The 26,882-nt window shown below is 71.8% G+C and carries 21 protein-coding genes; 7 read left to right on the top strand and 14 right to left on the bottom strand.

Annotation, left to right across the window (positions count from 1 at the left end):
- Positions 1-290 precede the first annotated feature (290 nt).
- On the top strand, positions 291-842 hold the full coding sequence (locus tag IR212_RS06985) for a murein hydrolase activator EnvC family protein (protein ID WP_194398203.1): 552 nt from the start codon (positions 291-293) through the stop codon (positions 840-842).
- A gap of 33 nt (positions 843-875) precedes the next feature.
- On the opposite strand, the gene IR212_RS06980 is transcribed toward IR212_RS06985, so the two are convergent.
- The 9 genes from IR212_RS06980 to IR212_RS06940 form a co-directional block, all read right to left on the bottom strand.
- Positions 876-1,781, bottom strand: a complete 906-nt coding sequence (locus tag IR212_RS06980; RefSeq protein ID WP_194398202.1) for a tyrosine recombinase XerC — start codon at positions 1,779-1,781, stop codon at positions 876-878.
- 60 nt (positions 1,782-1,841) lie between these two features.
- A complete protein-coding gene (gene dprA / locus IR212_RS06975) occupies positions 1,842-3,026 on the bottom strand; it encodes a DNA-processing protein DprA (RefSeq protein ID WP_194398201.1) in 1,185 nt (394 codons plus the stop codon).
- On the bottom strand, positions 3,023-4,546 hold the full coding sequence (locus IR212_RS06970; RefSeq protein WP_194398200.1) for a YifB family Mg chelatase-like AAA ATPase: 1,524 nt from the start codon (positions 4,544-4,546) through the stop codon (positions 3,023-3,025). The genes dprA and IR212_RS06970 overlap by 4 nt, the downstream gene beginning before the upstream one ends.
- The gene (locus IR212_RS06965; RefSeq protein WP_194398199.1) at positions 4,543-4,911 is read right to left on the bottom strand and encodes a YraN family protein; all 369 of its coding nucleotides are present in this window, start codon (positions 4,909-4,911) and stop codon (positions 4,543-4,545) included. The genes IR212_RS06970 and IR212_RS06965 overlap by 4 nt, the downstream gene beginning before the upstream one ends.
- A gap of 111 nt (positions 4,912-5,022) precedes the next feature.
- On the bottom strand, positions 5,023-5,346 hold the full coding sequence (locus IR212_RS06960) for a DUF2469 family protein (protein WP_159843786.1): 324 nt from the start codon (positions 5,344-5,346) through the stop codon (positions 5,023-5,025).
- 61 nt (positions 5,347-5,407) lie between these two features.
- A complete protein-coding gene (locus IR212_RS06955) occupies positions 5,408-6,067 on the bottom strand; it encodes a ribonuclease HII (protein WP_194398198.1) in 660 nt (219 codons plus the stop codon).
- Entirely contained in the window at positions 6,064-6,840 is a 777-nt protein-coding gene (lepB, locus tag IR212_RS06950) for a signal peptidase I (protein WP_194398197.1), read from the bottom strand. The genes IR212_RS06955 and lepB overlap by 4 nt, the downstream gene beginning before the upstream one ends.
- 133 nt (positions 6,841-6,973) lie before the next feature.
- The gene (gene rplS / locus IR212_RS06945) at positions 6,974-7,321 is read right to left on the bottom strand and encodes a 50S ribosomal protein L19 (RefSeq protein WP_109210763.1); all 348 of its coding nucleotides are present in this window, start codon (positions 7,319-7,321) and stop codon (positions 6,974-6,976) included.
- 168 nt (positions 7,322-7,489) lie between these two features.
- Positions 7,490-7,984, bottom strand: a complete 495-nt coding sequence (locus IR212_RS06940) for an MFS transporter permease (protein WP_194398196.1) — start codon at positions 7,982-7,984, stop codon at positions 7,490-7,492.
- Positions 7,985-8,104: 120 nt separating this feature from the next.
- On the opposite strand from IR212_RS06940, the gene map reads away from it, so the two are divergent.
- Positions 8,105-8,887, top strand: a complete 783-nt coding sequence (map, locus tag IR212_RS06935) for a type I methionyl aminopeptidase (RefSeq protein ID WP_194398195.1) — start codon at positions 8,105-8,107, stop codon at positions 8,885-8,887.
- 1 nt (position 8,888) lies between these two features.
- On the opposite strand, the gene treZ is transcribed toward map, so the two are convergent.
- The 3 genes from treZ to glgX are packed head-to-tail and all read right to left on the bottom strand — an operon-like array spanning position 8,889 to position 15,186.
- Entirely contained in the window at positions 8,889-10,622 is a 1,734-nt protein-coding gene (gene treZ / locus IR212_RS06930) for a malto-oligosyltrehalose trehalohydrolase (protein ID WP_228479521.1), read from the bottom strand.
- On the bottom strand, positions 10,619-12,976 hold the full coding sequence (treY, locus tag IR212_RS06925; protein WP_228479520.1) for a malto-oligosyltrehalose synthase: 2,358 nt from the start codon (positions 12,974-12,976) through the stop codon (positions 10,619-10,621). The genes treZ and treY overlap by 4 nt, the downstream gene beginning before the upstream one ends.
- Entirely contained in the window at positions 12,973-15,186 is a 2,214-nt protein-coding gene (gene glgX / locus IR212_RS06920; RefSeq protein WP_194398194.1) for a glycogen debranching protein GlgX, read from the bottom strand. Before glgX ends, treY begins: the two co-directional genes overlap by 4 nt.
- A 308-nt stretch (positions 15,187-15,494) precedes the next feature.
- Here glgX and nirB point away from each other — a divergent pair, with 308 nt between their 5' ends.
- The 4 genes from nirB to IR212_RS06900 are packed head-to-tail and all read left to right on the top strand — an operon-like array spanning position 15,495 to position 20,354.
- Positions 15,495-18,074 carry a nitrite reductase large subunit NirB gene (gene nirB / locus IR212_RS06915; RefSeq protein WP_194398193.1) on the top strand — a complete coding sequence of 860 codons (2,580 nt, stop codon included), beginning with the start codon at positions 15,495-15,497 and terminating at the stop codon, positions 18,072-18,074.
- On the top strand, positions 18,071-18,469 hold the full coding sequence (gene nirD, locus IR212_RS06910; RefSeq protein WP_194398192.1) for a nitrite reductase small subunit NirD: 399 nt from the start codon (positions 18,071-18,073) through the stop codon (positions 18,467-18,469). The genes nirB and nirD overlap by 4 nt, the downstream gene beginning before the upstream one ends.
- Positions 18,466-19,221 carry a uroporphyrinogen-III C-methyltransferase gene (gene cobA / locus IR212_RS06905; RefSeq protein WP_194398191.1) on the top strand — a complete coding sequence of 252 codons (756 nt, stop codon included), beginning with the start codon at positions 18,466-18,468 and terminating at the stop codon, positions 19,219-19,221. The genes nirD and cobA overlap by 4 nt, the downstream gene beginning before the upstream one ends.
- On the top strand, positions 19,218-20,354 hold the full coding sequence (locus IR212_RS06900) for a uroporphyrinogen-III synthase (protein WP_194398190.1): 1,137 nt from the start codon (positions 19,218-19,220) through the stop codon (positions 20,352-20,354). The genes cobA and IR212_RS06900 overlap by 4 nt, the downstream gene beginning before the upstream one ends.
- 28 nt (positions 20,355-20,382) lie before the next feature.
- Here IR212_RS06900 and trmD read toward each other — a convergent pair whose 3' ends face one another.
- On the bottom strand, positions 20,383-21,078 hold the full coding sequence (gene trmD, locus IR212_RS06895; protein WP_194398189.1) for a tRNA (guanosine(37)-N1)-methyltransferase TrmD: 696 nt from the start codon (positions 21,076-21,078) through the stop codon (positions 20,383-20,385).
- 181 nt (positions 21,079-21,259) lie between these two features.
- Here trmD and IR212_RS06890 point away from each other — a divergent pair, with 181 nt between their 5' ends.
- Positions 21,260-22,693, top strand: a complete 1,434-nt coding sequence (locus tag IR212_RS06890) for an MFS transporter (RefSeq protein WP_194398188.1) — start codon at positions 21,260-21,262, stop codon at positions 22,691-22,693.
- 87 nt (positions 22,694-22,780) lie between these two features.
- Here IR212_RS06890 and IR212_RS06885 read toward each other — a convergent pair whose 3' ends face one another.
- Positions 22,781-26,842: a bifunctional nitrate reductase/sulfite reductase flavoprotein subunit alpha gene (locus tag IR212_RS06885; protein ID WP_194398187.1), complete on the bottom strand. Its 4,062-nt coding sequence runs from the start codon at positions 26,840-26,842 to the stop codon at positions 22,781-22,783.
- Positions 26,843-26,882 lie beyond the last annotated feature (40 nt).

The following is a 26,882-nucleotide window of genomic DNA, read 5'->3' as shown; positions in this document are numbered from 1 at the left end:
CCGGCGGGCCTGGCGCCCGGCTCGATCCCGCCCCACGCTCGCACTCAGGCGTTCGCGGGGACCGATGGGAGGGATGCCACGCTGCTGACCCGGGGAAGACCTCGGGGACCGGAGACCGGAATCGCAGCGCTGTGGGCACGCGGAGTCACTCCGACAGGCGGAGTGCGGCCTCCAGTGTACCAGCCGGCAGAGTCCTCGCCCCTCCTCCCCCACCGCTGCATGCCGCCGGCTGTCCACCGACCGCAGGCGATCGGCGACAGCAGCCGGCGGCAGGCGGCAGAGTCGAGGTCATGGCAGCACCCGGCACGCGCGCGACGATCTGTGTGGCTGCTGCGCTCCTCCTCGGGGTCGCCGGCGGCCCGCCATCGGCGGCGCGGGCGGATGACGCCACCCGGACGGGGGTCGACGCCGACGACGGCGGCTCGGTCGCGGTGTCGAGGGGATGGCGCTGGCCGGCCGAGCCGTTCCGACTGGAGCGGCCGTTCGTGGCTCCTGCTCACGCGTACGGCCCCGGACACCGCGGTGTCGATCTCCTCCTGCTCGACGACGACGCCGTCCAGACACCCGCGCCGGGCGTGGTTGCCTTCACGGGGCAGGTCGCCGGACGGCCCGTGGTCACGATTGACCACGGCGACGGCCTCGTCACCACGCTCGAGCCCGTCGCGTCGGAGCTCGTCGCGGGAACGCCGGTCGCGGCATCCGCTCCCGTCGGAGTCCTCGCCGAAGGCGGCCACGTGGCCGCGGGCGTGCTGCACTTCGGCGTGCGGCTGGATGGTGAGTACATCAACCCGCTGGTGCTGCTCGGCGGCGTTCCACGAGCGGTGCTGCTGCCCTGCTGCTGAGCGCCGGTGCGCACTCTGCCGGACGCCGGCGCTTCAGGCGCGGGGGTGGGCGAGCCGGTACGACGCGGTGAGGCGCTCGCTCGAGACGTGCGTGTAGATCTGGGTCGTGCCGAGGCTCGCATGTCCGAGGATCTCCTGCACCGCGCGCAGATCCGCGCCGCCGTCGAGGAGGTGCGTGGCCGCGGAGTGGCGCAGCGCGTGGGGTCCGACGCCCGCGCCCATCTCGGGGCCCAGTTCGCGGGACACGAGGCTGTAGACGGCGCGCGATCCGAGCCGTCCGCCGCGCGCGCCGACGAAGAGAGCGGATGCCTCCCCGGTGCCGTCCCCGCGGACCGCCAGCGCGGGCCGGCCCCGCACGAGGTACGCCTCGACCGCGCGCAGCGCGGGCAGACCGAAGGGGACGACCCGCTCCTTGGATCCCTTGCCCAGGACCCGCAGCGTGCGCCGGTCGCGGTCGACGTCGTCGAGGTCGAGCCCGCAGAGCTCGGACACGCGCACCGCGGCCCCGTACAGCAGCTCCAGGACGGCGTGGTCGCGCAGCGCGAGCGGGTCGCCCTCCGCGGCGACCGTCGCGAGCCGCTGCAAGACGCCGGCGAGCACGTCGGCGGTCGCGACCTTCGGCAGTGTGCGGCCACGTTTGGGCGCGACGAGCCGCAGGCTCGGGTCCGCCGTCATCGCGCCCTCCTCGGTCGCCCATGCGAAGAATCCGCGCACGGCGGCGGTCCGACGCGCGATCGTCGCGCGGCTGTCTCCCCGCTGCACGGCTCGCCAGAGCCAATCGCGGAGCTGTTCGAGGTCGACGGTGGCGAGCTCCGCGTCGTCGCACGTCTCGGCGAGGTCGGCGAGGTCGGAGCGGTAGGCCCGCACGGTGGCCGGAGCGAGCCGGCGCACGTCAGCCACGTGACGCAGGTAGGCGTCGGCGGCGTCCGAGATCTTCACTCCCCCAGCTTGCGCCTCGGACGTCACCGCCGCTTGCTGCGACCCGCCCGGGGTTCGGGCTCACCGGCCGCCGGGCGCACGCCGCCATCCGCGCGGACCGCACTCGGCCTGCCCGGTCAGCGCCAGCACGCCGAGACCGGCCGTGACGGCATCCGGTGCCATGCCCGCGCGCCGCGCGATCTCGCCCACACCCCGCCAGGCGCGGCTGCTCAGTGCGTCCAGCACGCGCGTAGTGTCGTCGGTGTAGCCGCCGACGACCGCAGGGGGCTGAGCCGCGGACGTGAGCCCGAGCATCTCGCGCACATCCTCGGCTCCGGTGATGCACTCGGCGCCGTACTCGCGGATGAGGCGGAGAGTCCCTGCGGATGCCGCCGAGGTGATCGGCCCCGGGACCGCGCCGAGCGGCCGCGACAGCGCAGCGGCGTGGCCCGCCGTGTTGAGCGATCCGCTGCGCCAGCCGGCCTCGACGACGACCGTCGCACCGGCCAGCGCGGCGATGAGGCGATTGCGCTGCAGGAACCGCCACTTGGTCGGGGCGGAGCCGCAGGGCACCTCGCTCGCCACCACGCCGCGCCGGGAGATGTCGTCGATCAGCTGGGTATGCCCCGCGGGGTAGGCGCGATCGGCTCCGCCGGCGAGAAGCGCGACGGTCAGACCGCCGGCGGCGAGGGTCGCCCGATGCGCGGCGCCGTCGATGCCGTAGGCACCTCCGGAGACGACCGCGACCCCGGTGCCGGCGAGATCGGCTGTCAGCTCCATCGCGACGTGCTCGCCGTATCCCGTCGCGGCGCGGGCGCCGACGATCGCGACCGACGGGTCGACCCTGCGCAGTGCGGCGGCATCGCCGCGCACCCACAGGCAGAGCGGGGCGTGATCTCCGAGGTCGTCCAGGGGCTCGGGCCACTCCGCGTCGCTGCGTGTCACCAGCTGCACGCCGCGGCTCGCCGCTGTGCGGACGGCGACGTCTACGGCCTCCGCCGACAGCCGCGGCAGCCAGCGCCTGCAGCCCTCGGCGAGCTCGCGCGGCGTGACCTCGGATACCAGGCCTCCCCCGAGGACCGCTTCCAGCCCTGCGGCGGCACCGGAGCCGGCGATGATGCGCCGAGCCACGGAATCACCGGGCTCCGTGAGGAGGCACCAGACGACCGTGGCATGACGTTCGCGGATGTCGTCGTCGCCGCCGCTGAGTCCAAGCGGTGCGAGCGCCCGTCGGGACGCCGCCGGGCTGAGGTCGAACGCGCTCACAGCGCCAGTCCCTTCTTGAGGTAGAGGGCCCGGCCGACGTGCTCGCCGCGGAGCTGCGCGCGTCCGTCGATGTCGGCCAGCGTCCACGCGAGACGAAGCACGCGGTCGTACCCGCGCAGCGTGAGCGCGCCCCGGTGGAGCGCCGCGTCCAGCGGGCGCCGCACAGCCGGCACCGGGGCCGCAGGGCCTTCGCGCAGCCACGTGCCGGGAACGTCCGCGTTCACGCGCCACGGCGTGCCCGCCAGGCGGTGGCGCGCGCGGTCCCTGGCCTCCTTCACGCGGCTGCGCGCGACGGCGCTGGACACGGCCGGACCGAGATCGCGCTGGGCCACGGACACCCGCGTGAGCGTGAGCTCGATGTCCATGCGGTCCCGCAGCGGCCCCGACAGCTTGCCGAGGTACCGGCGGATGGCGGCGGGCGGGCACGTGCAGGTTCCGCCGCGGATGCCGTAGTCGCCGCACGGGCAGGGATTCGTCGCGAGAACCAGCTGGAATCGCGCCGGGTACTGCGCCACCGCACCGGCGCGGTGGATGGTGATCGCTCCCGACTCGAGCGGCTGGCGAAGCGCGTCCAGCGCGCTGGCGGCGAACTCACCCGCTTCGTCGAGGAAGAGCACTCCCTCGCTCGCGCGGGCGATCGCGCCGGGCCGGATCAGCCGGCTGCCGCCCCCGACGAGCGCGGCGACGCTGGCGCTGTGGTGAGGTGCTTCGAAGGGCGGCGTGCGCGAGAGCTCCACGACCCGCGCACCCGAGAGACTGCGGATCGAGGCGCTGGCGAGGGCCGCCTCGTCGTCCAGCTCGGGGAGGATCCCCGGCAGCCGGCGAGCCAGCATGGTCTTCCCGGCGCCCGGAGGGCCGCACATGAGAAGGTGGTGGCCACCGGCGGCGGCGACGATCAGCGCATCGACCGCCTCGCGCTGACCGATGACCTCCGAGAGCTCGGGCGGCGAATCCGCCGGCGGATGATCGTCGCCCGCCGCGACCGGCTCGTCGTCGGGCACCTCGACCCCGCCGCCATGCCAGGCGACGACCTGAGCCAGATTCACCGCCGCGAGGACGTCGATCCCCTCGACGAGCCGCGCTTCGGCGCCGTTCGCGTGCGGGACCACCACCCGGCGATGCCCCGCGCGGCGCGCCGCGACCACGGCGGGGAGCACCCCCACCACCGGCCGCAGTCGTCCGTCCAGCCCGAGCTCGCCGACGTGCACCGTGCTCGCCACCGATGAGGCATCCATCGTCGACTCCGTCGCAAGACACGCGACCGCGATCGCGACGTCGAACCCCGACCCGTGCTTGGGCAGGCTGGCGGGCGAGAGGTTGACCGTGAGCCGACGGCGCGGGAGCGGCGTCCCGCTGTTCGCGCAGGCGTTGTGCACCCGCTGGACCGCCTCGCCGAGCGCCTTGTCCGGCAGGCCGATGATGCGGAACTCCGGTGTCTGCTGCGACAGATCCGCTTCGACGTCGACGCACTCCCCCTGCGCGCCCACGAGCGCCACGGCCCACGTGCGGGCGACGCTCACGGCACCTCCACATCGACGAGATGCTCGAGGCGTGCGTCGTCCGGAACCGCACCGGTCAGCCCGATCGCGTCGATGCGCAGCCTGCGACCTCGGACGAGGTCGGGATGCGCCGCCGCGAAAGCGACGGCGAGACGCCACAGCCGCGCCCGCTTGCGCGCGTCGATCGCCTCGAACGGGTGACCGAAGTCCTCACCTCGCCGTGTCTTGACCTCGACGGCGACGAGCGCTGCCGCGTCGGCGACCACCAGATCCAGCTCGCCGTCGCGGGAACGCCAGTTGCGAGCCAGGACGGTGTACCCCAGCTCCTGAAAGTAGCGGGCGGCGCGATCCTCGCCCGCTCGCCCGAGCACGTCCTTGTCTGCCATTCCGGCATGCTCGCGCACGGCAAGGGCACGGCGGACGGTGCGCGACGGCATCCGTTCAGAACCCGGGCGGACCGCCGGATCGGACAGGCTGGGGAGGAGCCTCGACGGGGCTCAGCTGTCGAGGGAGAGCTCTTCGGGTAGGTGGAAGTCGCGACGCGAGAGCTCTTCGACGTTGACGTCCTTGAAGGTCAGCACGCGGACGGCCTTGACGAACCGGTCGGCCCGGTAGATGTCCCACACCCACACGTCCGACATGGAGATCTCGAAGTAGAAGTCGTGCTCGGTGTCGCGTCGCACGACGTTGACCTCGTTCGCGAGGTAGAAGCGCCGTTCCGTCTCGATCACGTACTGGAACTGCGAGACGACGTCGCGGTACTCGCGGTAGAGCGCCAGTTCGAGTTCGCGATCGTAGTCTTCGAAGACCTCGTCATCCATGGTGCCTCCATCCTATGGGCGCACGGACCTGCGGACCGCCCGGTCCGCGTCCGGCGAACAGTCAGAAGAGGGTGGGCGCGTCACCGATCGACCACGAGGCGCGATGGTGGCGGCTGATCCCGTGCAGACGGATCGCCTCACGGTGGTCCGGGCTGGCATAGCCCTTGTTGCGCGCCCAGTTGTAGGCGGGCAGCTCGTCATGGAGCTCGGTCATCAGACGGTCCCGCGCGACCTTCGCGATGACGGATGCCGCGGCCGCCGACGCGCAGTCGCGGTCGGCCTTGATCACCGGCCGCACGGTCAGTCCCCAGGCACCGGCGGGACTGATGTAGTCGTAGTTCCCGTCGAGGATGACGATGCTCTCCTCGGGAACCACCCCGTGGGCACGGAGGTCGGCCAGCGCGCGGATCGACGCCAGCCCGAGCGCGCGGATGATGCCGATCTCGTCGACCTCCTCGGAACTCGCCCAGCCCACGGCGCTCGCGGCGACCCACGACGCCGCGCGGGCCGCGACGTCGGCGCGCTTCGGCTCCGGGACGAGCTTGGAGTCCCGCAGGCCCGGCGGGATGCGCTTGCGTGAGCGGGGGGCGTCGATGACCGCCGCCCCGACCGCGACCGGACCGGCCAGCGCACCGCGGCCCACCTCGTCGAACGCGATGACGAGCGCGTGCTCACGCAGGAGACGACGCTCGAGCGTGAGCCGCGGCTCCGCGACGGTCACTGCCCGCCGCCCTCCGCAGCGGCGTCGGGGACGCTCGCGAACACCTCATGATGGAAGTCCAGCAGGCCGAAGCGGTCGAACGGCCAGGTGACGAGGAACGCGCGCCCGACGAGGTTGTCGATCGGCACGAACCCCTTGCCCGGCTGGTCGGTGTTGTAGCGGGAGTCCCGGGAGCGGTAGCGGTTGTCGCCCAGCACCCAGAGGCTTCCCTCCGGCACGACGACGTCGAACGAGTCACCGGATGCCGCGGCCTCGCCGCTGGGCAGTTTCAGGTAGTCCGTCTCATCGATGGCGACGTCGTTGATGGTGATCTGACCTGCGGCGTTGCAGCACACGACATGGTCGCCCGGGAGGCCGATGACGCGCTTCACCAGGTGATCGTCGCTGTCGGGGGCGGCCAGACCGACGAGCGACAGCGCCCATTCCACCGCTTCGATCACGGGCGGGCGCGCGGGGTCGGTGCTCGGCGGCAGCCAGCCGCCCGGGTCGCGGAACACCACGATGTCGCCGCGTGCGTAATCGCCGAACCGCGGCGTGATCTCGTCGACGAGGATGCGGTCCTGAACGTGCAGGGTGTCTTCCATCGACCCGGACGGGATGTAGAACGACCGCACCAGGAACGTCTTGACCACGAGCGAGACGAGCACGGCGATCAGGACGATGACGATGACGTCGCGCAGGAAGGTCAGCCAGCCGCGCCGGCGCGGCTGCAGGACGGCAGCGTCGTCAGGCCCGGGCGCCGACTCGGCCGGAGCCGACTTCTCGGTCGTCATGGAGTTCCTTCGCAGGCACCGACGGTCGCGGCGGCCCGGTTCAAGGGTCGCACATTCCGGAGCGTCGCGGAGACGGACGAAGCCCCGGACGCCAGGTGTCCGGGGCTTCGTCGAAGCGATGCGACAGCGGGTGTCAGTTCTCGCGCTTCTCCTTGATCTTGGCCTTCTTGCCGCGGAGGTTGCGGAGGTAGTAGAGCTTCGCACGGCGGACGTCACCGCGGGTCACGACCTCGATGTGGTCGATGACCGGGGAGTGCACCGGGAACGTGCGCTCGACGCCGACCTGGAAGCTGATCTTGCGCACGGTGAAGGTCTCGCGAACGCCGTCGCCCGAACGGCCGATGACGACGCCCTGGAAGACCTGGATGCGCGAGCGGTTGCCCTCGGTGATGTTGACGTGCACCTTCACGGTGTCGCCGGGGGCGAACGCGGGGATGTCGGAGCGGAGCGAGGCCGCGTCGACGGCGTCGAGGATCTGCATGATCGTCTCTCTCTGCGGCCGCCACAGGTCGACCGCGGGAATGATGGGAAAAGGACGGGGTGTGCCGAGGGCCCCCGGCATACGCCGGGCAGCTGGTTCCCCTGAGGCAGAACCGGTCAGGGCACAAACATCCATTCTGCCACGGATGCCGCGACCGGCCAAAACACGTCAGCTCGCGGGCGGCGACGGCTTCTCGGAGATCACGACGACCTCGCTCTCGAACTGCTGCGCGCGCCCCTGCGGGGCCGGGATGTAGGCGACCCCTTCCGTCGTGTGCAGCACGAATCGCGAGGGTCGCGCCTCGCTCCACAGCTGCCACAGTTCCAGCCAGAACAGACCGACGCCGGCGAGGATCGTCACGACCATGACCGGCGCCCACCAGTCCTCGGCGAAGAACCCCAGCGAGATGACGAGACCGTGCCACACGGTGAACCCGAGCACGTCCCACCACGACACCGCGCGGTGGGCACGGACGGTGCCGCGGGCGCGCACGAGCAGCGTGAGCAGCAGCTGCCACAGGAAGACGCCCGGGATGGCCAGGAACAGGACCCAGAGGAACTCCCAGCCGCCGGCACTGAACACGGCCCATCCGACGAGCAGCCACAGCGGCAGCAGGAACGCGGCGGGGATCAGCCAGCCGAAGAACGCACGACGCACCCACATGCCCCTGATGGTACGCCCGCCCCGGCTCGCTGTGGAGCCTGTCCGCGTGCCGCGGGGCATCCTCACAGCCTCGCCGCGGAGGGTCGGCCAGAATGGGATCCGGACGAGAGGAACCTCCACATGATCGAGCTGCGCACCCCCGCCGAGATCGAGGCGATGAGGCCCGCGGGGCGATTCGTCGCCGAGACGCTGGCGACCTTGCGCGACGAGACGAAGGTGGGGACCAATCTCCTCGCGATCGACCGCCGCGCGCACGATCTGATCCGGCGCGCGGGAGCGGAGTCGTGCTACATCGACTATCACCCGTCGTTCGGCGCGCGCCCGTTCGGGAAGGTGATCTGCACCTCTGTGAACGACGCGGTGCTCCACGGCCTGCCCTTCGACTACGCCCTGCAGGACGGCGATCTCGTCTCCCTCGACTTCGCCGTGGCCGTCGACGGCTGGGTGGCCGACTCGGCGGTCTCGTTCGTCGTCGGAACCCCGCGCGACGAGGACCTCGTGCTGATCGACACCACCGAGCGCGCGCTGGACGCCGCGATCGCCGCGGCGACGGTGGGCAACCGCATCGGCGACATCTCCGCGGCGATCGCCGAGGTCGCCCACGGCCGGGGCTACTCGATCAACACCGATTTCGGCGGTCACGGCGTCGGGCGCGTGATGCACGGCGACCCGCACGTCGCGAACGACGGCAAGGCGGGCCGGGGCTATCCGCTGCGCGCCGGTCTGGTCATCGCCCTGGAGCCCTGGTTCCTGCAGACGACCGACGAGCTCGTGACAGACCCCGACGGCTGGACCCTGCGGTCGGTCGACGGGTCGCGCGGCGCGCACTCCGAGCACACGGTGGCGATCACCGAGGACGGACCCGTCGTCCTCACCGACCGCTCCTGGCTCGGCGTCGCCTGACTCAGGCCCCTCCGCGCGTCGCCACGACGGCTGAGCGCGCCGGCAGGAAGAGCCGGTCCGCCGCCAGCCGGGCATCGTCGTCCGTCGCGAGCACGACATCCGCGGCGCCGTCGGCGGGCAGCTCCGCCTCGGTCCCGGAGAAGTTCACGACGACCTCCATGCCGCCCCGTCGCAGCCGGAACCAGCCCGCCTGCTCGTCGCACGCGGCTTCGAGATGGCGGAAGTCCGGATCGGTGAGCTCGGCCCGCTCCCGGCGCAGGGCCAGCAGCGCACGATAGAGCGCGAGGATCCGGCCGTGGACGCCGGCATCCTTCTCCTCCCACCGCAGCTTCGATCGAGAGAACGTCTCAGGATCCTGAGGGTCGGGGACGACCGACTCGTCCCACCCCATCTGGGCGAACTCCGCCTTGCGTCCCTCCGCCGTCGCCTTGCCGAGCTCCGGCTCGGGGTGCGACGTGAAGAACTGCCACGGCGTCGAGGCCGCCCACTCCTCCCCCATGAACAGCATGGGGGTGAAGGGCGCCAGTACGGTCAGCACCGCCGCGATCGCCAGCCCGCCCTCGTCGAGCGACTGCGAGAGCCGGTCCCCCGCCGCCCGGTTCCCGATCTGGTCGTGATCCTGCGAGAAGGTGACGAGTCGCCAGGTGGGGATGCGCGGGTCGATCGGGTGCCCGTGCGCGCGCCCTCGGAATGACGACCACGTCCCGTCGTGGAAGAACCCGCGGGTGGAGGCTTTGACCAGCGCCCCCAACGGCGCGAAGTCCGCATAGTAGCCGCTGGTCTCCCCCGTCAGTGCGACGTGGAGTGCGTGGTGGTAGTCGTCGCTCCACTGGGCGGTCAGCCCGTACCCGTCCGCCTCCCTGCCGGTGATCAGGCGCGGGTCGTTCATGTCGGACTCTGCGATGAGGCTGAGCGGCCGGCCGAGGTGCGCGCTGAGCGCGTCGGCGGCCTCCGCGAGCTCCTGCAGGATGTGGGTCTCGCGCCGGTCCTTCAGCGCGTGCACGGCGTCCAGGCGCAGACCGTCGACGTGGTGGTCGCGCAGCCACATGAGGGCGTTCTCCACGATGTACCGGCGCACCTCGTCCTGGTCGAGGTCGACCGACGAGCCCCACGTGTTGGACTCCGCGTCGCGCAGGTACGAACCGTACTCCGGCAGGTAGTTGCCGCTCGGGCCCAGGTGGTTGTAGACCACGTCCTGGATGACGCCGATTCCAGCGGCATGGCACGCGTCGACGAAGCGCTGGTATGCAGCCGGTCCGCCGTACGCCTCGTGCACCGTGTACCAGAGCACGCCGTCGTATCCCCAGTTGTGCACGCCGTTGAACCCGTTGACCGGGAGCAGCTCGACGAAGTCGACGCCGAGATCGACGAGGTGCTCGAGGCGGGCGGCTGCGGCATCCAGCGTCCCCTCCGGCGTGAAGGTGCCGACGTGCATCTCGTACACCACTCCGCCGGCGAGCTGCCGACCCGTCCAGGTGGCGTCCCCCCACACATGGGCGGCGGGGTCGAACACGGCGCTCAGCTCGTGCACGCCGCGGGGCTGACGTCGCGACCGCGGATCGGGGCGAGCGTGCTCCGCACCGTCGAGCACGAACCCGTACTCCTCGCCCTCGGTCAGCTCGACGTCGGCTCGCCACCACCCGCCGGCGTGCTGCGTCATGGGCATGTCCGCACCGCGTTCAGGAGCGCGGAGTGCGACGGCGCCCGCCCGGGGAGCCCACACCTCGGGGATCACGACGCGTCCGCCGTGACGAGCAGGGCGACGGGGTACGTCTCGAGGAGCTCCGCCAGCCGGATGTGGCCGCGGAAGGTCCGTCCCGTGAAGATGTCGGTCGTGGGGCCGGCGTGCCGGAGCAGCATCGTGTCCTCCCAAGGTGAGCCCGTTCGGGTGCCGCGCGCCGCCAGACCCACCGGCAGGCGCGTGGCGACGGCCAGAGCACCGCCGCGGTCGACGGCGACGGCGTGATGCGCGGCGGCGCCGACGACGGTCGCCGGCGTATAGCGCGTGAACAGATCAGGGCGATCGCGCCGGACCCGCAGCGTGCGCGCCGTGACGAGAAGCTTCGCCGCGCCCGTCCGGTCGATCAGCGGCTGCGCGCCGGCGTCGATCGCCGCGAGCAGTCGGCGCCGCGCATCGAAATCGACGGCGCGGCGGTTGTCGGGGTCGACGAGGCTCTGCTCCCACAGCTCGCTTCCCTGGTAGACGTCGGGCACGCCCGGGCCGGCGAGCTGGAGCAGCTTGGCCGACAGCGAGTTCGACCAGCCGGCGCCCTCGATCTCGGACACGAACGACTCGACGCGGGCGGCCGCGACCGGATGGTCGAACGCCGCGTCGACGACCGCATGCATCCGCCGCTCGAAGTCCGCGTCCGGCTCGAGCCACGTGGTCGCCTCGCCCGCCTCGCGCGCCGCCTTCTCCGCGTAGGCGTGCAGGCGCTCACGGGACGCCGGCCAGGCGCCGATCACGGCCTGCCACAGCAGGGCGTCGAAGGGGCCGTGGCCGCTGGAGGCGGCATCCGTCAACTCCTCCAGCACCTCCGCCCAGCGCTCGGCGATCTCGGCGAGCACCGAGAGCCGGGCGCGCACGTCTTCGCCGCGCTTGGTGTCGTGCGTCGACAGCGTCGTCATCGCGTCGGGCCACGCCGCGTGCCGGGCCGCCTGGGCCGCGTGGAACTCCTCTACCGACAGGGCGAACAGGGAAGGATCGGCACCCACCTCGGTGAGGGTCCCCAGGCGGGTGGCACGATAGAACGCGGTGTCCTCCACCCCCTTGGCCATGATCATCCCGCTCGTCTGCTGGAACCGCAGGGCAGCCGGATGCCCCGGATCGGCGAGTCTCGGCAGGATCGCGTCGATCGCGCCGGTGAGATCCGGGCGCTGCGACCTCGCGGCGTGCGCGGCGGCGACCAGGTGCTCGCGGCCCGCGGGCAGGTACGAGCGGTACACCGGGAAGCGGGCCAGCAGTTCCGCGAGGGCATCCTCGACGGCCGTGTCGTCCGCAGCGTCGAGATCGCGTGCGAGCCGCCGCACCTCGGACCGCAGGATGCCCTCGGCGACGGCGCGCTTGGTTCCCGCGATGACCTCGTCCCACGGCCGGGCAGCGGGGAGACCCGATCGCTCGCGGAGGCGCGCGTCGAGGTCGTCGAGGCCCGCCTCTCCGGCCGGGTCGACGAGCACGCGATCGATCTCGGCCAGGGCGTCGTACCCCGTCGTGCCCTCCGCGGCGAAGAACTGCGGCAGGGTCTCGCCGTGTTCCAGGATCTTCTCCACCAGCACGTACCGGCCACCGGTGACCTCGGCGAGCCGCTCGAGGTAATCCACCGGTGCACGCAGTCCGTCGGGGTGGTCGACGCGCAGACCGTCGACGAGGCCGTCGTCGAACCAGCTGCGGATCTCCGCGTGCGCCTCATCGAAGACGTCGGGATCCTCGACGCGCACGGCGGCGAGGCTCGACACCCCGAAGAACCGGCGGTAGTTGAGGTCGTCGGCTTCGCGCCGCCAGTGCATCAGCTGGTAGTGCTGACGCGCGTGCACGGCGAGGACATCCTCGCCCTCCGCGGCGGATCCCTCAGCCAGGGGGAAGCGGTGCTCGTAGTAGCGCAGCACTCCCTGTTCGACGCGCAGCGCGCCGGAGGCGGCGGCCTCCTCGACCGCCTCGCCCAGCACCGGGAGCCGGACCTTGCCGCCGCCGAAGGGCCAGTCGATGTCGAACGCGGCGGCGTACCGTGACGCCTGCCCGCGGGCGAGCACATCCCACCACCACGGGTTCTCGATCGGACGTGCCACGCCGACGTGGTTGGGCACGATGTCCACGAGCACCCCGTGACCGGCCTCGTGAAAGGCCTGCGCCGCCCGCTCGAGAGCCGCGCGACCCCCGCGCGCGGGATCCACGGTGCGTGGATCGACGACGTCGTAGCCGTGATCGGAGCCCTCGGACGCGGTGAGGATCGGCGAGAAGTAGACCCAGTCGGCACCCAGCGTCGTCAGGTACTCGCGCAGGCCGGCCGCGTCGTCCAGGGTGAAGGACGGGCGGATCTGCAGCCGGTACGTCGAGCGCGGGCGCGCGGTCGGCACGGGCGGCGCGCTCACCGCGACAGCTCCGGTCGCGGTGCGGCGCCCGGAACCTCGTCGGGCCCCTGGACGCTGGTGACCGCGAGAGAGGCGGCGACCGAGTGGTCGACCTCCGGCGTTTCCGTCTCGTGCTCGCGCAGCACCATGAGCGAGCGACCCAGGACGGTCAGCGTGGAGCCCGGCTCGACCGGCTCCGTGTCGGCGTGCTGCCCGGCGGTGTCGACGATCACGTCCCATTCCGGGCTGAAGTCGACCTCGGGGATCAGGAAGTCCACATCGTCGTCGCCCGCGTTGAACAGGATGATGAAGTGCCGGTCGGTGATGGGCTCGCCACGACGGTCGCGCTCCCGGATGCCGCCGCCGTTGAGGAACACCGCCACCGCGCGGCCGAAGCCGGAGCCCCAGTCCTCCGGCTGCATCTGCGAGCCGTCCGGGCGCGCCCAGACGATGTCGGGAACCGGCGCGCCCTCCTCGCGACGGACCGGCCGGCCGTCGAAGAAGCGGCGACGGCGGAAGGTCGGGTGCTCACGGCGGAGTCGCGCGAGCGCCGCGGTGAACTCCAGGAGCGGCTGGTCCACGGCCGACCAATCGACCCACGTGATCTCGTTGTCCTGTGCGTAGCCGTTGTTGTTCCCGCGCTGGCTGCGCCCGAGCTCGTCGCCGTGCAGCAGCATGGGCACCCCTTGCGACAGCAGCAGCGTCGCGATGAAGTTGCGCTGCTGGCGCGCCCGCAGGGTCAGGACCGCCGGGTCGTCGCTCGGACCCTCCACGCCGCAGTTCCAGGATCGGTTGTGCGACTCGCCGTCGTTGTTGTCCTCGCCGTTGGCCTCGTTGTGCTTCTCGTTGTACGAGACGAGGTCGCGCAGCGTGAAGCCGTCGTGCGCGGTGACGAAGTTGATGGATGCCACGGGCCGGCGTCCGGAGTGCTCGTAGAGGTCGGCCGATCCGGTCAGACGCGAGGCGAACTCGCCCAGGGTCGCCGGTTCGCCCCGCCAGAGGTCGCGGACCGTGTCGCGGTACTTGCCGTTCCACTCCGTCCACTGCGGGGGGAAGTTGCCGACCTGATAACCGCCCGGGCCGACGTCCCACGGCTCGGCGATGAGCTTCACCTGCGAGACCACCGGGTCCTGCTGCACGAGCTCGAAGAACGTCGCGAGGCGGTCCACCTCGTAGAACTCCCTCGCGAGCGTCGAGGCGAGGTCGAACCGGAACCCGTCGACGTGCATCTCGAGCACCCAGTACCGCAGCGAGTCCATGATCAGCTGCAGCGTGTGCGGGTTGCCCACGTTCAGGCTGTTGCCGGTGCCGGTGTAGTCCGTGTAGTACCGTTTGTCATCGTCTTCCAGCCGGTAGTAGGCCTCGTTGTCGATGCCGCGCATCGACAGAGTGGGCCCGAGGTGGTTCCCCTCGGCGGTGTGGTTGTAGACGACGTCGAGGATGACCTCGATCCCCGCAGCGTGCAGCGCCTTCACCATCGCCTTGAACTCCTGCACCTGCTGGCCGCGCTGACCGCTGGAGGAGTAGGTGTTCTGCGGGGCGAAGAAGGCGATCGTGTTGTACCCCCAGTAGTTCGACAGCCCCTTCTCCTCGAGCACGGAGTCGTTGACGAACTGGTGCACGGGCATGAGCTCGATGGCCGTGACCCCCAGCTTCTGCAGGTGCTCGATGATCGCGGGGTGGGCGATCGCGCTGTAGGTGCCGCGGATCTCGTCGGGGATGGCGGGGTGCAGCTGCGTCAGCCCGCGCACGTGGGCCTCGTAGATGAACGTCTCGGAGTAGGGGGTCTTCGGCAGGCGGTCACCGCTCCAGTCGAAGTAGGGGTTGACGACGACACCCATCATCTGATGGGCGGCCGAGTCCTCGTCGTTGCGCGAGTCCGGCTCGCCGAAGTCGTAGCCGAAGACCGGCTGACCCCAGTCGACCTGACCCTCGACCGCCTTCGCGTACGGGTCGAGCACGAGCTTGTTCGCGTTGAACCGCTTGCCGGACTCCGGATCGAACTCCCCGTGCACGCGGTACCCGTAGCGCTGGCCGGGCTGCACCGAGGGCAGGTAGCCGTGATGCACATATGCATCGACGTCGAGCAGGTCGACCCGGGTCTCGTTTCCGTCGTCGTCGAACAGGCACAGTTCGACGCGCTCGGCGCCTTCGCTGTAGAGCGCGAAGTTCGTGCCGCTTCCATCGAAGGTGGCGCCCAGCGGATACGGGGAACCTGGCCAGATCTGCATACATCCTCCATCTCGCAGGGCCTTCACGATATCGGTCGGCGATGACCGGGCGCCGGGACTGGCGCACCGTGCGCGAACAGGGTAGGCCCCCGCCACCACCGCGACCTCACAAGGGCCCCGCATGCCGTGTGAGAGAAACGTTCGCTCGAGGTAACCCCCGCCCGCAGGGCGGTGAAACACCGCGCTCGTAGCTTCGTGTTCACCGAACATCCGGCCGACGAGGAGGAGCCATGGCCCACCGCGACCGTGTCAACAACCGGAAACATGACGCTGACGCCGCTGCAACATCACCCGCGTACGGTGACCTCATGATGCACAGCCCCGCGCTCGGCACCCACGTGGTGGTCGTCGGCGCGGGCATGGTCGCCCACCGCTTCGTCGAGAGCCTGCTCACCCGAGCCGGCGACGAGTGGCGGGTGACGCTCATCGGCGAGGAGGACCGCCCGCCGTACGACCGCGTGGGGCTGACCGGCTTCTTCAGCGGCGCCTCGGCGGCCGACCTCGAACTCGAGCGCACCGTGCTCGAGGACCCGCGCGTCCGCTTCCTGCGCGGCGACGCGGTCACCCGCATCGACCGCCAGGCCCGGCGCGTGACCACCCGCAGCGGCACCAGCGTCGCGTACGACCGGCTCGTGCTCGCGACGGGATCGTACGCCGCCCGCCTGGCCGTGGACGGCTTCGGGCTCGAGGGCTGCTTCGTGTACCGCACTCTCGACGACGTCGAGAAGCTCGAGGCGTTCGTCCAGCGCCGCTCCGCGGAGCTCGGCCGCCCGCTCGTCGGCACCGTCATCGGCGGAGGACTGCTGGGCCTCGAGGCGGCCGGGGCGCTGCAGGGGCTGGACGTGGACTGCACGGTCGTCCAGTCCTCCGATCGGCTGATGTCGGCGCAGCTCGACCTCCCCGCGGGCGACGCCCTCCGGCGACTCATCGAGTCCCGGGGCATCGCGGTGAAGACCCGGACGGTCACCACACGGCTCGATCCCGACCGCACCGGCCAGGTCGCGGGACTGGAGTTCCAGGACGGCTCGTACGACCGGACGGACGTGGTCGTCTTCACGGTGGGGGTCCGCCCGCGCGACGAGCTCGCGCGGACCGCAGGCCTGGACGTGCACCAGCGCGGCGGCATCCTCATCGACGCCGGCTGCCAGACGTCGGATCCCCGCGTCCTCGCGATCGGCGAGGTCGCCAACTACGACGGCCTGTGCGTCGGGCTGGTCGCCCCGGGCTACGCGATGGCCGAGGTCGCGGCGACGCGGCTGCTCGGCGGCGAGGCATCCTTCCCCGGCTACGATCTGTCGACCAAGCTCAAGCTCTCCGGCGTCGACGTGGCGAGCTTCGGTGACGCGTTCGCCCAGACGCCGGGCGCACTGGACGTCACCTACGCCGATCCCGTGGCCGGGGTCTACAAGAAGCTCGTCCTGTCCGACGACGCGAAGACGCTGCTCGGGGGGATCCTCGTCGGCGACGCGTCCGCGTACGGATCGCTGCGGCCGCTCGTGGGCGGCGCGCTCGGCGGCGATCCCGCCGCCTACCTCATGCCCGAAGGCGGTGTGGCCGCGCCAACCGGGGACCTCCCCGACGAGGCGCTGGTCTGCTCCTGCAACAGCGTGACCGCCGGCGCCATCCGTCACGCGGTCCACGAGGAGGGCTGCACCGACGTCGCGGGTATCAAGGCGTGCACGAAGGCGGGAGCCGCCTGCGGCTCGTGCGTGATGATGGTCAAGAAGATCGTCGGCACCGAGCTCGCGAAGACCGGTGCGGCACTGAGCAACGCGCTGTGCGAGCACTTCGACATGTCGCGCCGCCAGCTGTTCGACGCGGTGCGCGTCTCCGGTCTCACCACGTTCAGCGCCGTCATCGAGCGCTTCGGCACCGGTCGCGGGTGCGACATCTGCAAGCCGGCGCTCGCCAGCATCCTGTCCACGCTCGTGCGCGGCCACGTGCTCGACGGCGAGAACGCGACGCTGCAGGACACCAACGACCACGTGATGGCGAACCTGCAGAAGGACGGCAGCTATTCGGTGGTGCCGCGCATCCCGGGCGGCGAGATCACGCCGGAGGGGCTCCTGGTCATCGGCCAGGTCGCGAAGGACTTCGGCCTGTACACCAAGATCACCGGCGGACAGCGCATCGACATGTTCGGCGCCCGCCTGGAGCAGCTTCCCGACATCTGGAAGCGCCTGGTCGACGCGGGCTTCGAGTCGGGCCATGCATACGGCAAGTCGCTGCGCACGGTGAAGTCGTGCGTCGGATCCACGTGGTGCCGCTACGGTGTGCAGGACTCCGTGGGCATGGCGGTCCAGCTGGAGCTGCGCTATCGCGGCCTCCGCTCGCCCCACAAGATCAAGCTGGGCGTCTCGGGCTGCGCCCGCGAATGCGCCGAGGCGCGAGGCAAGGATGTCGGCGTCATCGCGACCGAGGCCGGCTGGAACATGTACGTCGGCGGCAACGGCGGCTTCACGCCGCGCCACGCGGTGCTGCTGGCCGAGGGGCTCAGCGACGAGGAACTGCTCACCGCGATCGACCGGTTCCTGATGTACTACATCTTCACCGCGGACCGCCTCCAGCGCACGGCGCCGTGGTTCGAGGATCTGGACGGGGGCATCGACGGCCTTCGCGCCGCGATCTTCGACGACAGCCTCGGCATCTGCGCGGATCTGGATGCCGCGATGGCCGCGCACCTGGAATCGTACGAGGATGAATGGAAGGCGACGCTCGAGGACCCCGAGAAGCTGCGCCGCTTCGCCTCGTTCGTGAACGCCCCGAAGACCCCCGACCCGTCACTGGCCTACACCGCCGAGCGCGGACAGCCCCGACCTGCCACCGAGGACGAGCGGGCCGACTCGCGCGTGCTCATCGCCGGCACGACACTGGAGGTGCGCCGATGACCCTCGTCGACCCGCAGACGACCGAGTACACCGCACCTCCCGGATGGGTGCGCGTGTGCGAACTGGCCGACCTCGAGATCGAGCGCGGGCGCGCCGCGCTCCTGGGCGGGACCCAGATCGCCCTCTTCCTGCTCCGCGGCCCGGACGGCACGGGCGGCCGCGTCCACGCGGTGTCGAACCTCGACCCGTACAGTCGCGCGCACGTCATCTCGCGCGGGATCGTCGGAACGCGCCAGGACATCCCGACGGTCGCGTCGCCGATGTACAAGCAGGTGTTCGACCTTCGCACCGGCGCCTGCCTCGACACGCAGGGCAAGGAGCCGATGAGCCTGCACGTGTGGCCGGTGTCCGTCGATGGCGGGCACGTGCTCGTGCGCTGGGAGGACGAGGCATGAGCGTCGGCCGCGTCGACCTGATCGGCGGCGGACCGGGGCCCCTGGACCTGCTCACCGTGCGCGCCTGGCGGCTGCTCACGCGTGCGGATGTCATCGTCATGGACCGGCTGGGGCCCACCGACATCCGCGAGCATGTCGGGCCGGAGGTCGAGATCATCGACGTCGGCAAGCATCCCGGCCACCACCCGGTGCCGCAGGAGGAGATCAACGAGCTGCTGGTCGCCCGCGCGAAGGCGGGCAAGCACGTCGTCCGTCTGAAGGGCGGCGACCCCTTCGTGTACGGGCGGGGCGGCGAGGAGGTCGCCGCGTGCCTGGCCGCCGGCATCCCGGTCGACGTCGTGCCGGGCATCTCGAGCGCCATCGCCGTGCCCCAGGCCGCCGGCATCCCCGTCACCCATCGCGGCGTGGCGGGCGCGGTGCACATCGTCAACGGCCCCGCCGAGGTCACCGCGGCCACTCTCGCGGCGATGCGCGACGACGCCGTGACGACCGTGATCCTCATGGGCGTCGGAGCCCTCCCCCGCATCGTCTCGGACGCGCTGCACGCGGGCGTCCCCGCGGACCGGCCCGTGGCCATCGTCGAACGCGGCCACCACCGCGATCAGCGGACGACACGCAGCACGCTGGGCGCGGTCGTGCTCGACGCGGGCGTCGCCGGCGTCCGCAACCCCGCCGTCATCGTCGTGGGCGAGGTCGCCCGCGCCGGGCTGCTGCTTCCCGACCGCCAGCTGGCAGGTGACACCGTCCGTTGAGCTCCACCACCCGCCCCACCCTCTCGGCCGCGCTCGACGGCTGCACGATCGTCATCGCCGTCGACCGTCGCTCGCTCGAGCTGGCAGCCGCACTCGAGCGACACGGCGCGCAGGTGCGCCACGCGCCCGCGCTGACGATCGTCCCCCACATCGACGACGACGCGCTCATCGCCGCCACGCAGGAGCTCATCGCGCGTCCCCCCGACATCGTCGTCGCCACTACCGGCGTGGGCTTCCGCGGCTGGATGGAGGCGGCCGACGAGGCCGGGCTCCTCGACGAGCTGCACGACGCGCTCGCCGGGGCGCAGATCGTCGCCCGCGGCCCCAAGGCCCGGGGCGCGATCCAGCAGGCCGGGCTCACGGCGGACTGGGTGGCCGAGTCCGAGACGTCCGCCGAGCTCGGCGAGTACCTCCTGGCCGAGGGCATCGCGGACCGCCGCGTCTCGGTGCAGCATCACGGCTCGGGTGCCGACGGGCTGGATGAGCTGTTCCAGCGCGCCGGCGCCGACGTGGTGAGCCTCACCGTCTACCGCTGGGGGCCACCGCCGGACCCGGCGGCGGTGTCGCGGTCCGTCGTCGCGGCGGCGCACGGCGAGGTCGACGCCGTCCTGTTCACCTCGGCACCGGGCGCGGCCGAGTGGCTCGCGGCGGCACGGCAGGAGGGGATGCTCGAGGCGATCCTCGAGCGCGACGCCGAGGGCCGCCTGCTGACGGCAGCGGTCGGGCCGATCACGGCCGGCCCGCTGCTCGACGCCGGCCTCAAGCCCCTCATCGCCGAGCGCGGCCGGCTCGGCTCGCTGGTGCGGGCGGTCGTCACGCACTTCGGCGGCGGCGGCGCGGCATCGCTTCCCACCTCCGCCGGCCGCCTCGAGCTCCGCAGCACGGGCATCGTGCTCGACGGCCGCCACATCGCGCTGTCGCGCAGCGCGACCGACATCGTCGGCGTGCTCTTCGACGCGCACGGCGGCGTCGTGTCGCGCCATCGCCTGCAGACGGCGCTGCCGCGCTCGGGGGAGAACACCCACGCGGTCGAGATGGCCGTCGCACGCCTCCGCGAGTCGCTGGGCGTGCCGGACCTCGTCAAGACGGTCGTCAAGCGCGGCTACCGGCTCAACGTCATCGATCCGGCGTGAGCGGACCGGTCGCCGGGACGCGCCGCCGCTACGACGCGGCGTCGGGCTCCGGCAGCAGGTCGGGCCGGTGCGCACGCGTGCGCGCGAGGCTCTGCTCGCGCCGCCAGGCCGCGATGGCCCCGTGATTCCCGCTGAGCAGCACGGGCGGCACCTCCAGCCCGCGCCACTGCGCGGGCTTGGTGTAGCTGGGGTACTCCAGCAGTCCCAGCTCGTGCGACTCCTCGACGAGGCTCTCGGGATTGCCCACGACGCCGGGGATCAGCCGCGAGACCGCCTCGATCACGGCCATGGCGGCGACCTCCCCGCCGTTGAGGACGTAGTCGCCGAGACTCACCAGCCGCACGCGTCCGCGCTCGGCATAGTGGTCCACGACGCGCTGGTCGATGCCCTCGTACCTCCCGCAGGCGAACACGAGGTGCTCCTCCTGGGCGAGCTCGCGCGCCATCGGCTGCGAGAACAGCTCCCCCGCCGGGGACGGCACCAGCAGCACGGCGTCGTCGGTGAGCACCGCGTCCAGCGCCTCGCCCCACGGCTCCGGCTTCATCACCATGCCGGCCCCGCCGCCGTACGGCGTGTCGTCGACCGTGCGATGACGGTCGTGCGTCCAGTCCCGCAGGTCGTGGACGTGCATGTCCAGGATGCCGCGGTCACGGGCCTTGCCGATCAGCGAGACGCCCAGCACGTCGAAGAACGTCGGGAAGATCGTGACGATGTCGACGCGCATGCCTCCGAGTCTAGGAGGCGCGCGTGTTTCGGACGTGTGTCGCGGCACCCACCGCGGGAGGCGCCGGACGGTGATCGAGAAGTGACCGGGAAGTAACCGCGCGGGCAGACGGGCCGAAACACCCCGTTCCTAGCGTGGAAGCACACTCACCCCCAGTGTCAGCTCACCGCAGGGAGGCGCCATGACAACCACCGTGACCCCGTCCACGACCCAGACCGACGCACCGCCCCGCTCCATCGCCCCGGCCGACGCGCCGGTCGCCCTCACTCATCGACCCGGACGCTGGATCGACGGCTGGAACGCCGAGAACCCGGCGTTCTGGAAGGCCGAGGGGCGTGCGATCGCACGCCGCAACCTCGGCTGGTCGATCTTCGCCGAGTTCCTGGGCTTCATCATCTGGCAGCTGTGGAGCATCGTCGTCGTGATGCTCCCGGCCGCGGGCTTCCAGCTGACCAGCTCGGAGTCGTTCTGGCTCATCTCCCTCCCGAGCCTCGTGGGCGCCACGCTCCGCTTCCCGTACACGTTCATGGTCGCGATCTTCGGCGGCCGCAACTGGACGATCGTCTCGGCCGCGCTCCTGCTCATCCCGGCCGTGCTCCTGGGCATCGTCGTGTCCAACCCCGAGACGCCGTTCGGCGTCCTCCTGCTCGTCGCCGCCCTCGGCGGCGTCGGCGGCGGCAACTTCGCCAGCTCCATGGCCAACATCACGTACTTCTTCCCGCAGAAGGAGAAGGGCTGGGCCCTCGGCCTGAACGCCGCCGGCGGCAACCTCGGCACGTCGGTCGCCCAGTTCGCCGTGCCGATCGCTGTGACCATCGGCGCCGGGGCGACGCTGAACATCTCGCTCGCCGGCTGGATGTGGATCCCGCTCATCCTGCTGGCGATGTTCGGCGCGTGGCGCTACATGGACAACCTCTCGTCCGCGAAGGCCGACTTCGCGGGGTCCGCGGCGGCCCTCCGCGAGCCGCACCTGTGGGTCATGGCGGTCCTGTACATCGGGACGTTCGGATCGTTCATCGGTTTCGCGAGCGTCTTCCCGAAGCTCATCGCCGACCAGTTCCCGGCGCTGTCGACCATCCAGGTCGGCCAGGCGGCGATCTCGCTGGCCTTCCTCGGCGCCCTCGTCGGCTCGCTGGCCCGTCCGTACGGGGGCAGGCTCGCCGACCGTTTCGGCGGCGCGCGCGTGACCGTCGGCGCCTTCGCGGTGATGGCTCTGGGCGCGCTGGCGCTCATCCTGACGATGCCGCTGCGCAACTTCGCCGTGTTCCTGGCGTGCTTCCTCGTGCTGTTCGCCGCGACCGGAATGGGCAACGGCTCGACCTACCGCATGATCCCGAGCATCTTCGCGGCCCGCTCCCTCGCGCGAGGCGACGAGCCGGGCTCGCCGGAGGCGACGAGGATGATGCGCAAGGCCGCGGCCGCCCTCGGCCTGATCTCGGCGGTCGGCGCCTACGGCGGGTTCCTCGTGCCGCAGGTGCTCAACGCCTCGCAGCTGGCGACGGGCGGCTACACCGCGGCGTTCGCCGGGTTCGTCGCCGCGTACGTCGCGCTGCTGCTCGTGACGGTGCTCGTCTACGTCGTCCCCCGGGCCTCGCTGGCGAAGCAGCGCATCTGACGCGACACCACAAGATGAGCGGATGCCTCGGCCGAGGCATCCGCTCATCTTCGTGCTGCCCCCGCGCCCGTGGGGACGAGGCGGTCCTCAGTACACGTCGCGGGCGTAGCGGCCGTCGGCCGCCAGGGCGCGGACGTACTCCGTCGCCGCGTCCTCGGACAGCTTGCCGTGCTGCTGGGCGATGCCGACGAGCGTCGCCTCGACGTCCTTGGCCATGCGCGTCGCATCGCCGCACACGTAGACGTGGGCTCCGTCCTCGAGCCAGCGCCAGAGACGCGCACCGTGCTCGACCATGCGGTCCTGGACGTAGATCTTCTGCCGCTGGTCGCGCGAGAAGGCCAGGTCCAGGCGGGTGAGGAAGCCGTCCGCGTGCATCTGCTGAAGCTCCTCGCGGTAGTAGAAGTCCGTCTGGGCGTGCTGCTCCCCGAAGAACAGCCAGTTGCGGCCGGTGTGCCCGTCGGCGCGACGGTCGTGGAGGAATCCGCGGAACGGGGCGATGCCCGTGCCCGGGCCGATCATGATCATGGGCGCATCGGATGCGGCCGGCGGACGGAAGGCGGGCGAGCGCTGCAGGTACACGGGCGCCGCCGTCGCCTCACCGTCCGCGAGGAACGTCGAGCAGACGCCGCCCCGCGCACGGCCCGACTCGGTCTGGAACCGCACCACCGACACGGTGAGCTCGACGGTGCCCGGATCGGTCTTCGGGCTCGACGAGATCGAGTACTGGCGCGGCTGGAGCCGCTTGAGCACGCCGACCCACTCGTCGGCCGACGCGGCGACGCGGAAGTCGCGGACGAGGTCCACGGCCTGCTGGCTCCACAGGAACTGTTCGAGCCGGCCCTTGTTCTCGCGCCGGAGCAGTGCGTTCAGCGCGCTGTCGCCGCTGCGCTCGGCGATGAAGCGGACGAGGTCCAGCGGCGTCCTGGTGATGTCCAGCCGCGTCCGCAGCGCGTCGGCGAACGTGCGCTCCTCGCCGTCGAGCTCGACGATCGTGTTCGGGGCGATCCCGGTGGCCTGGAGCCACTCCGTCACCACACCCGGCGCGTTGGCACAGACGACGCCGAGCGAGTCGCCCGCCTCGTACGTCGCGCCGGACTCCGACAGGTCGAAGCCGATCCGCCGCACCTCCTTCTGCGACCCGGGCCGGCTGAGGAGCTCATTGCGCACCAGGGGCGCGTGCACCGGGTTGGCGCGGGTGAACAGGCGCTTCATGGGGGCCGGAGGTGCGACGACGGATGCCGCAGCCACCGTCCCCTCCCCCGCCAGCGTCTCGAGGATCTGCGCCAGCCACGCTTCGCGCGGCTCGTCGGCATCGGGCTCGACGTCGACGCGCTCGAGCAGGGCCGTCGCCCCCAGCTCGCCGAGCCGCGCGTCCAGACGCCGGCCGTGACCGCAGAAGTCGTCGTAGCTGGAGTCGCCGAGCGCCAGCACGGCGTAGCGGAGGTCCGAGAGCTCCGGCGCGCCGTCGGCGTTCAGGTCGTGCCACAGTGCCGCGCCGTTGTCGGGCGGGCCGCCGTCGCCGAACGTGGACGTGACGACGAGCAGTCGACGCACGGCGGTGAGATCGGTCGCGCGCAGCTCCGCCATGCTCCGCGACCGCGCCGGGATGCCGCGCGCCCCGAGGGCGGCGGTCGCGGCCGTGGCGAACTCCTCGGCGTTCCCGGTCTGCGAGCCCCACAGCACGACGACCTCATCGGCATCGCCGGACTGCGGCGTCGCGCCGCCGACGGAGGCGCGCGAGAACGCGCCGGCGAGCACGCCGTCGAACCAGGCGCGCGCGAGCGCCCCCAGCGGCGCCTCGGCCGGCAGCACCGGCACCTCACCGGGCGCGAGCGCCACCGACCGCACCGTCGACAGGAAGCCCGCCAGATAGGCGCCCTCGGTGTCGCTCAGCGGGGGTGGCGCAAGGGGCACGCCCGCCTGGGCCAGCGCCTCGTCGGCGGAGGCCGTCGACGGCTCGGCGGCGCCGGCACCGGGCCCGACGCGGCGCAGCGACACAGCGGCGACCTTGAGCTCCGGCTGCGCCGACATCGTGTCCACCGCGTCGTTGGTCACGGCGTTCACGGTGACGTACTCGCCGTGCTCGTCGTTCCAGTGGAACGGGGCGAACAGACTGCCGGGCTGGACGCGATCGGTGAGCACCGCCGGCACGACGAACCGGCCGCGGCGCGATGCGACCTCGACCTGGTCGCCGTCCGAGATGCCGTGACGCTCAGCGTCGAACGGGTGCACCTCGACGAACGGTCCAGGGTGCAGCTTGGCGAGCTTGGCCACCCGGCCCGTCTTGGTCAGGGTGTGCCAGTGATGCGGCAGGCGTCCGGTGTTGAGCACCCACGGGTAGTCGTCGTCGGGCAGCTCCGCCGGATCGAGGTGCGGACGGGCGAGGAACTGCGCGCGCCGCGACGGCGTCGCGAAGGCCAGCCGCGGCACCGTGCCGTCGTCCTCGACGTGGAGGGACTGGCTGACGCCGTCGTTCACATACCGGATCGGATGACGCGTCGCGGGGTCGCCGGGCGGGGCGGGCCACTGCACCGGCGTCTCGCGGAGGCGCTCGTAGGTGACCCCGCGCAGGTCCCAGCCGGTCTGCGGGTTCCAGAACCGGCGGATCTCGTCGAAGACCTCGGCGCTGGAGGCGAAGTCGAAGCCGTCGAATCCCATCGCCTGCGCGATGCGGCAGATCAGCAGCCAGTCCGGCTGCGCGTCGCCCGGAGCGGGCACGACGTCCCGCACCAGGGTGAGGGTGCGGTCGCTGTTGACCGTGACGCCGTCCGCCTCCACCCAGAGGGTCGCGGGGAGCAAGATGTCGGCGTACGCCGTGGTGGCCGTCTCGGTGTAGACGTCCTGCGCGATGACGAGCTCCGCGCTCTCGAGCGCCTCGATCACGGTCCTGCGGTTGGCGACGGAAGCGACCGGGTTGCTGCAGACGATCCACAGCGCCTTGATCTCGCCCTCGGCGGCGCGACGGAACATGTCGATGGTCCCGGAGCCCGATTCCGCGCGGATCGCCCCCGGCTCCAGGCCCCACACATCTTCGACGAACGCGCGGTCCGTCGCGCTGAACACCGCGCGCTGGCCGGGCAGGCCGGGCCCCATGTACCCCATCTCCCTGCCGCCCATCGCGTTGGGCTGACCGGTGAGCGAGAACGGGCCGCTGCCCGGGCGGCAGATCGCCCCGGTCGCCAGGTGCAGGTTGCAGATGGCGTTGGTCGACCAGGTGCCGTGCGTGGACTGGTTGAGTCCCATGGTCCACAGGGTCATCCACTCGCCGGCCTCGGCGATCCAGCGCGCGGCGGTGCGGATGTCCTCCTCGGCGAGGCCGGTGATGTCGGCGACGCGATCGGGCGGGTAGTCGGCCAGGAGCGCGGCCATGTGCTCCCAGCCCTCGGTGTGCGCCTCGATGAACTCCTCGTCGATGTCGCCGGCGGCCACGAGCAGATGCAGCAGCCCGTTGAGGAGCGCGAGATCCGTCCCCGAGCGGATCTGCAGGAAGAGGTCGGCCCGGTCCGCCGTCGCCGTCCGGCGCGGGTCGACCACGATGAGCCGCGCGCCCTGCTTCAGCCGATCCGCCATCCGCAGGAAGAGGATCGGATGGCAGTCCGCGGTGTTGGACCCGATGACGAAGAAGAGGTCCGCCCTGTCGAAGTCCTCGTACGACCCGGGCGGGCCGTCGGCGCCGAGCGACTGCTTGTAGCCGGTGCCGGCCGATGCCATGCACAGGCGTGAGTTGGACTCGATGTGGATGCCGCGCAGGTACCCCTTGACGAGCTTGTTGGAGAGGTACTGGGCCTCCATGCTCATCTGGCCCGACACATACAGTGCGATGGCATCGGGCCCGTGCTCGTCGAGGATCGCGCGCAGGCGGGCGGCGGCATCCGTCACGGCGTCGGTGAGCGCGACGGGCTCGGCCGGCTCACCGCGTGCCGGGCGCCGGTGTGCCGAGGTCATACGGCCCGGAGCCTGCATGAGCTCGGCGTGGGTCGCCCCCTTCGTGCACAGCCGCCCGGCGTTCGTCGGGTGCTCGCGGTCCCCCGCCACCTTCGCGATGGCGAGCGGATGCCCCGGCCCGCCGTCCGCGGTCGTGACCGAGATGCCGCAGCCGACGCCGCAGTACGAGCACACGGTGCGCACCGGGGAGCGTACTTGGGCCATGCCCCCATGGTCGGCCAGCGAGGTTCCAGGACCTTTCCCG

The sequence above is a fragment of the Microbacterium atlanticum genome, assembly GCF_015277815.1.
In the GTDB taxonomy this organism is placed as follows: Bacteria; Actinomycetota; Actinomycetes; order Actinomycetales; family Microbacteriaceae; genus Microbacterium; species Microbacterium atlanticum.
This window is presented reverse-complemented; position numbering and strand designations above follow the sequence as displayed.

Excerpts from the sequence above, each read along its gene's own strand:
- nirD (WP_194398192.1), top strand. The coding sequence starts at position 18,071 with ATGACCCTCGTCGACCCGCAGACGACCGAGTACACCGCACCTCCCGGA.
- trmD (WP_194398189.1), bottom strand. The coding sequence starts at position 21,078 with ATGCGCGTCGACATCGTCACGATCTTCCCGACGTTCTTCGACGTGCTG.
- IR212_RS06965 (WP_194398199.1), bottom strand. The coding sequence starts at position 4,911 with ATGGCAGACAAGGACGTGCTCGGGCGAGCGGGCGAGGATCGCGCCGCC.
- IR212_RS06985 (WP_194398203.1), top strand. The coding sequence starts at position 291 with ATGGCAGCACCCGGCACGCGCGCGACGATCTGTGTGGCTGCTGCGCTC.
- glgX (WP_194398194.1), bottom strand. The coding sequence starts at position 15,186 with ATGCAGATCTGGCCAGGTTCCCCGTATCCGCTGGGCGCCACCTTCGAT.
- IR212_RS06940 (WP_194398196.1), bottom strand. The coding sequence starts at position 7,984 with ATGTGGGTGCGTCGTGCGTTCTTCGGCTGGCTGATCCCCGCCGCGTTC.
- rplS (WP_109210763.1), bottom strand. The coding sequence starts at position 7,321 with ATGCAGATCCTCGACGCCGTCGACGCGGCCTCGCTCCGCTCCGACATC.
- lepB (WP_194398197.1), bottom strand. The coding sequence starts at position 6,840 with ATGACGACCGAGAAGTCGGCTCCGGCCGAGTCGGCGCCCGGGCCTGAC.
- nirB (WP_194398193.1), top strand. The coding sequence starts at position 15,495 with ATGATGCACAGCCCCGCGCTCGGCACCCACGTGGTGGTCGTCGGCGCG.
- IR212_RS06960 (WP_159843786.1), bottom strand. The coding sequence starts at position 5,346 with ATGGATGACGAGGTCTTCGAAGACTACGATCGCGAACTCGAACTGGCG.
- IR212_RS06890 (WP_194398188.1), top strand. The coding sequence starts at position 21,260 with ATGACAACCACCGTGACCCCGTCCACGACCCAGACCGACGCACCGCCC.
- map (WP_194398195.1), top strand. The coding sequence starts at position 8,105 with ATGATCGAGCTGCGCACCCCCGCCGAGATCGAGGCGATGAGGCCCGCG.
- IR212_RS06885 (WP_194398187.1), bottom strand. The coding sequence starts at position 26,842 with ATGGCCCAAGTACGCTCCCCGGTGCGCACCGTGTGCTCGTACTGCGGC.
- cobA (WP_194398191.1), top strand. The coding sequence starts at position 18,466 with ATGAGCGTCGGCCGCGTCGACCTGATCGGCGGCGGACCGGGGCCCCTG.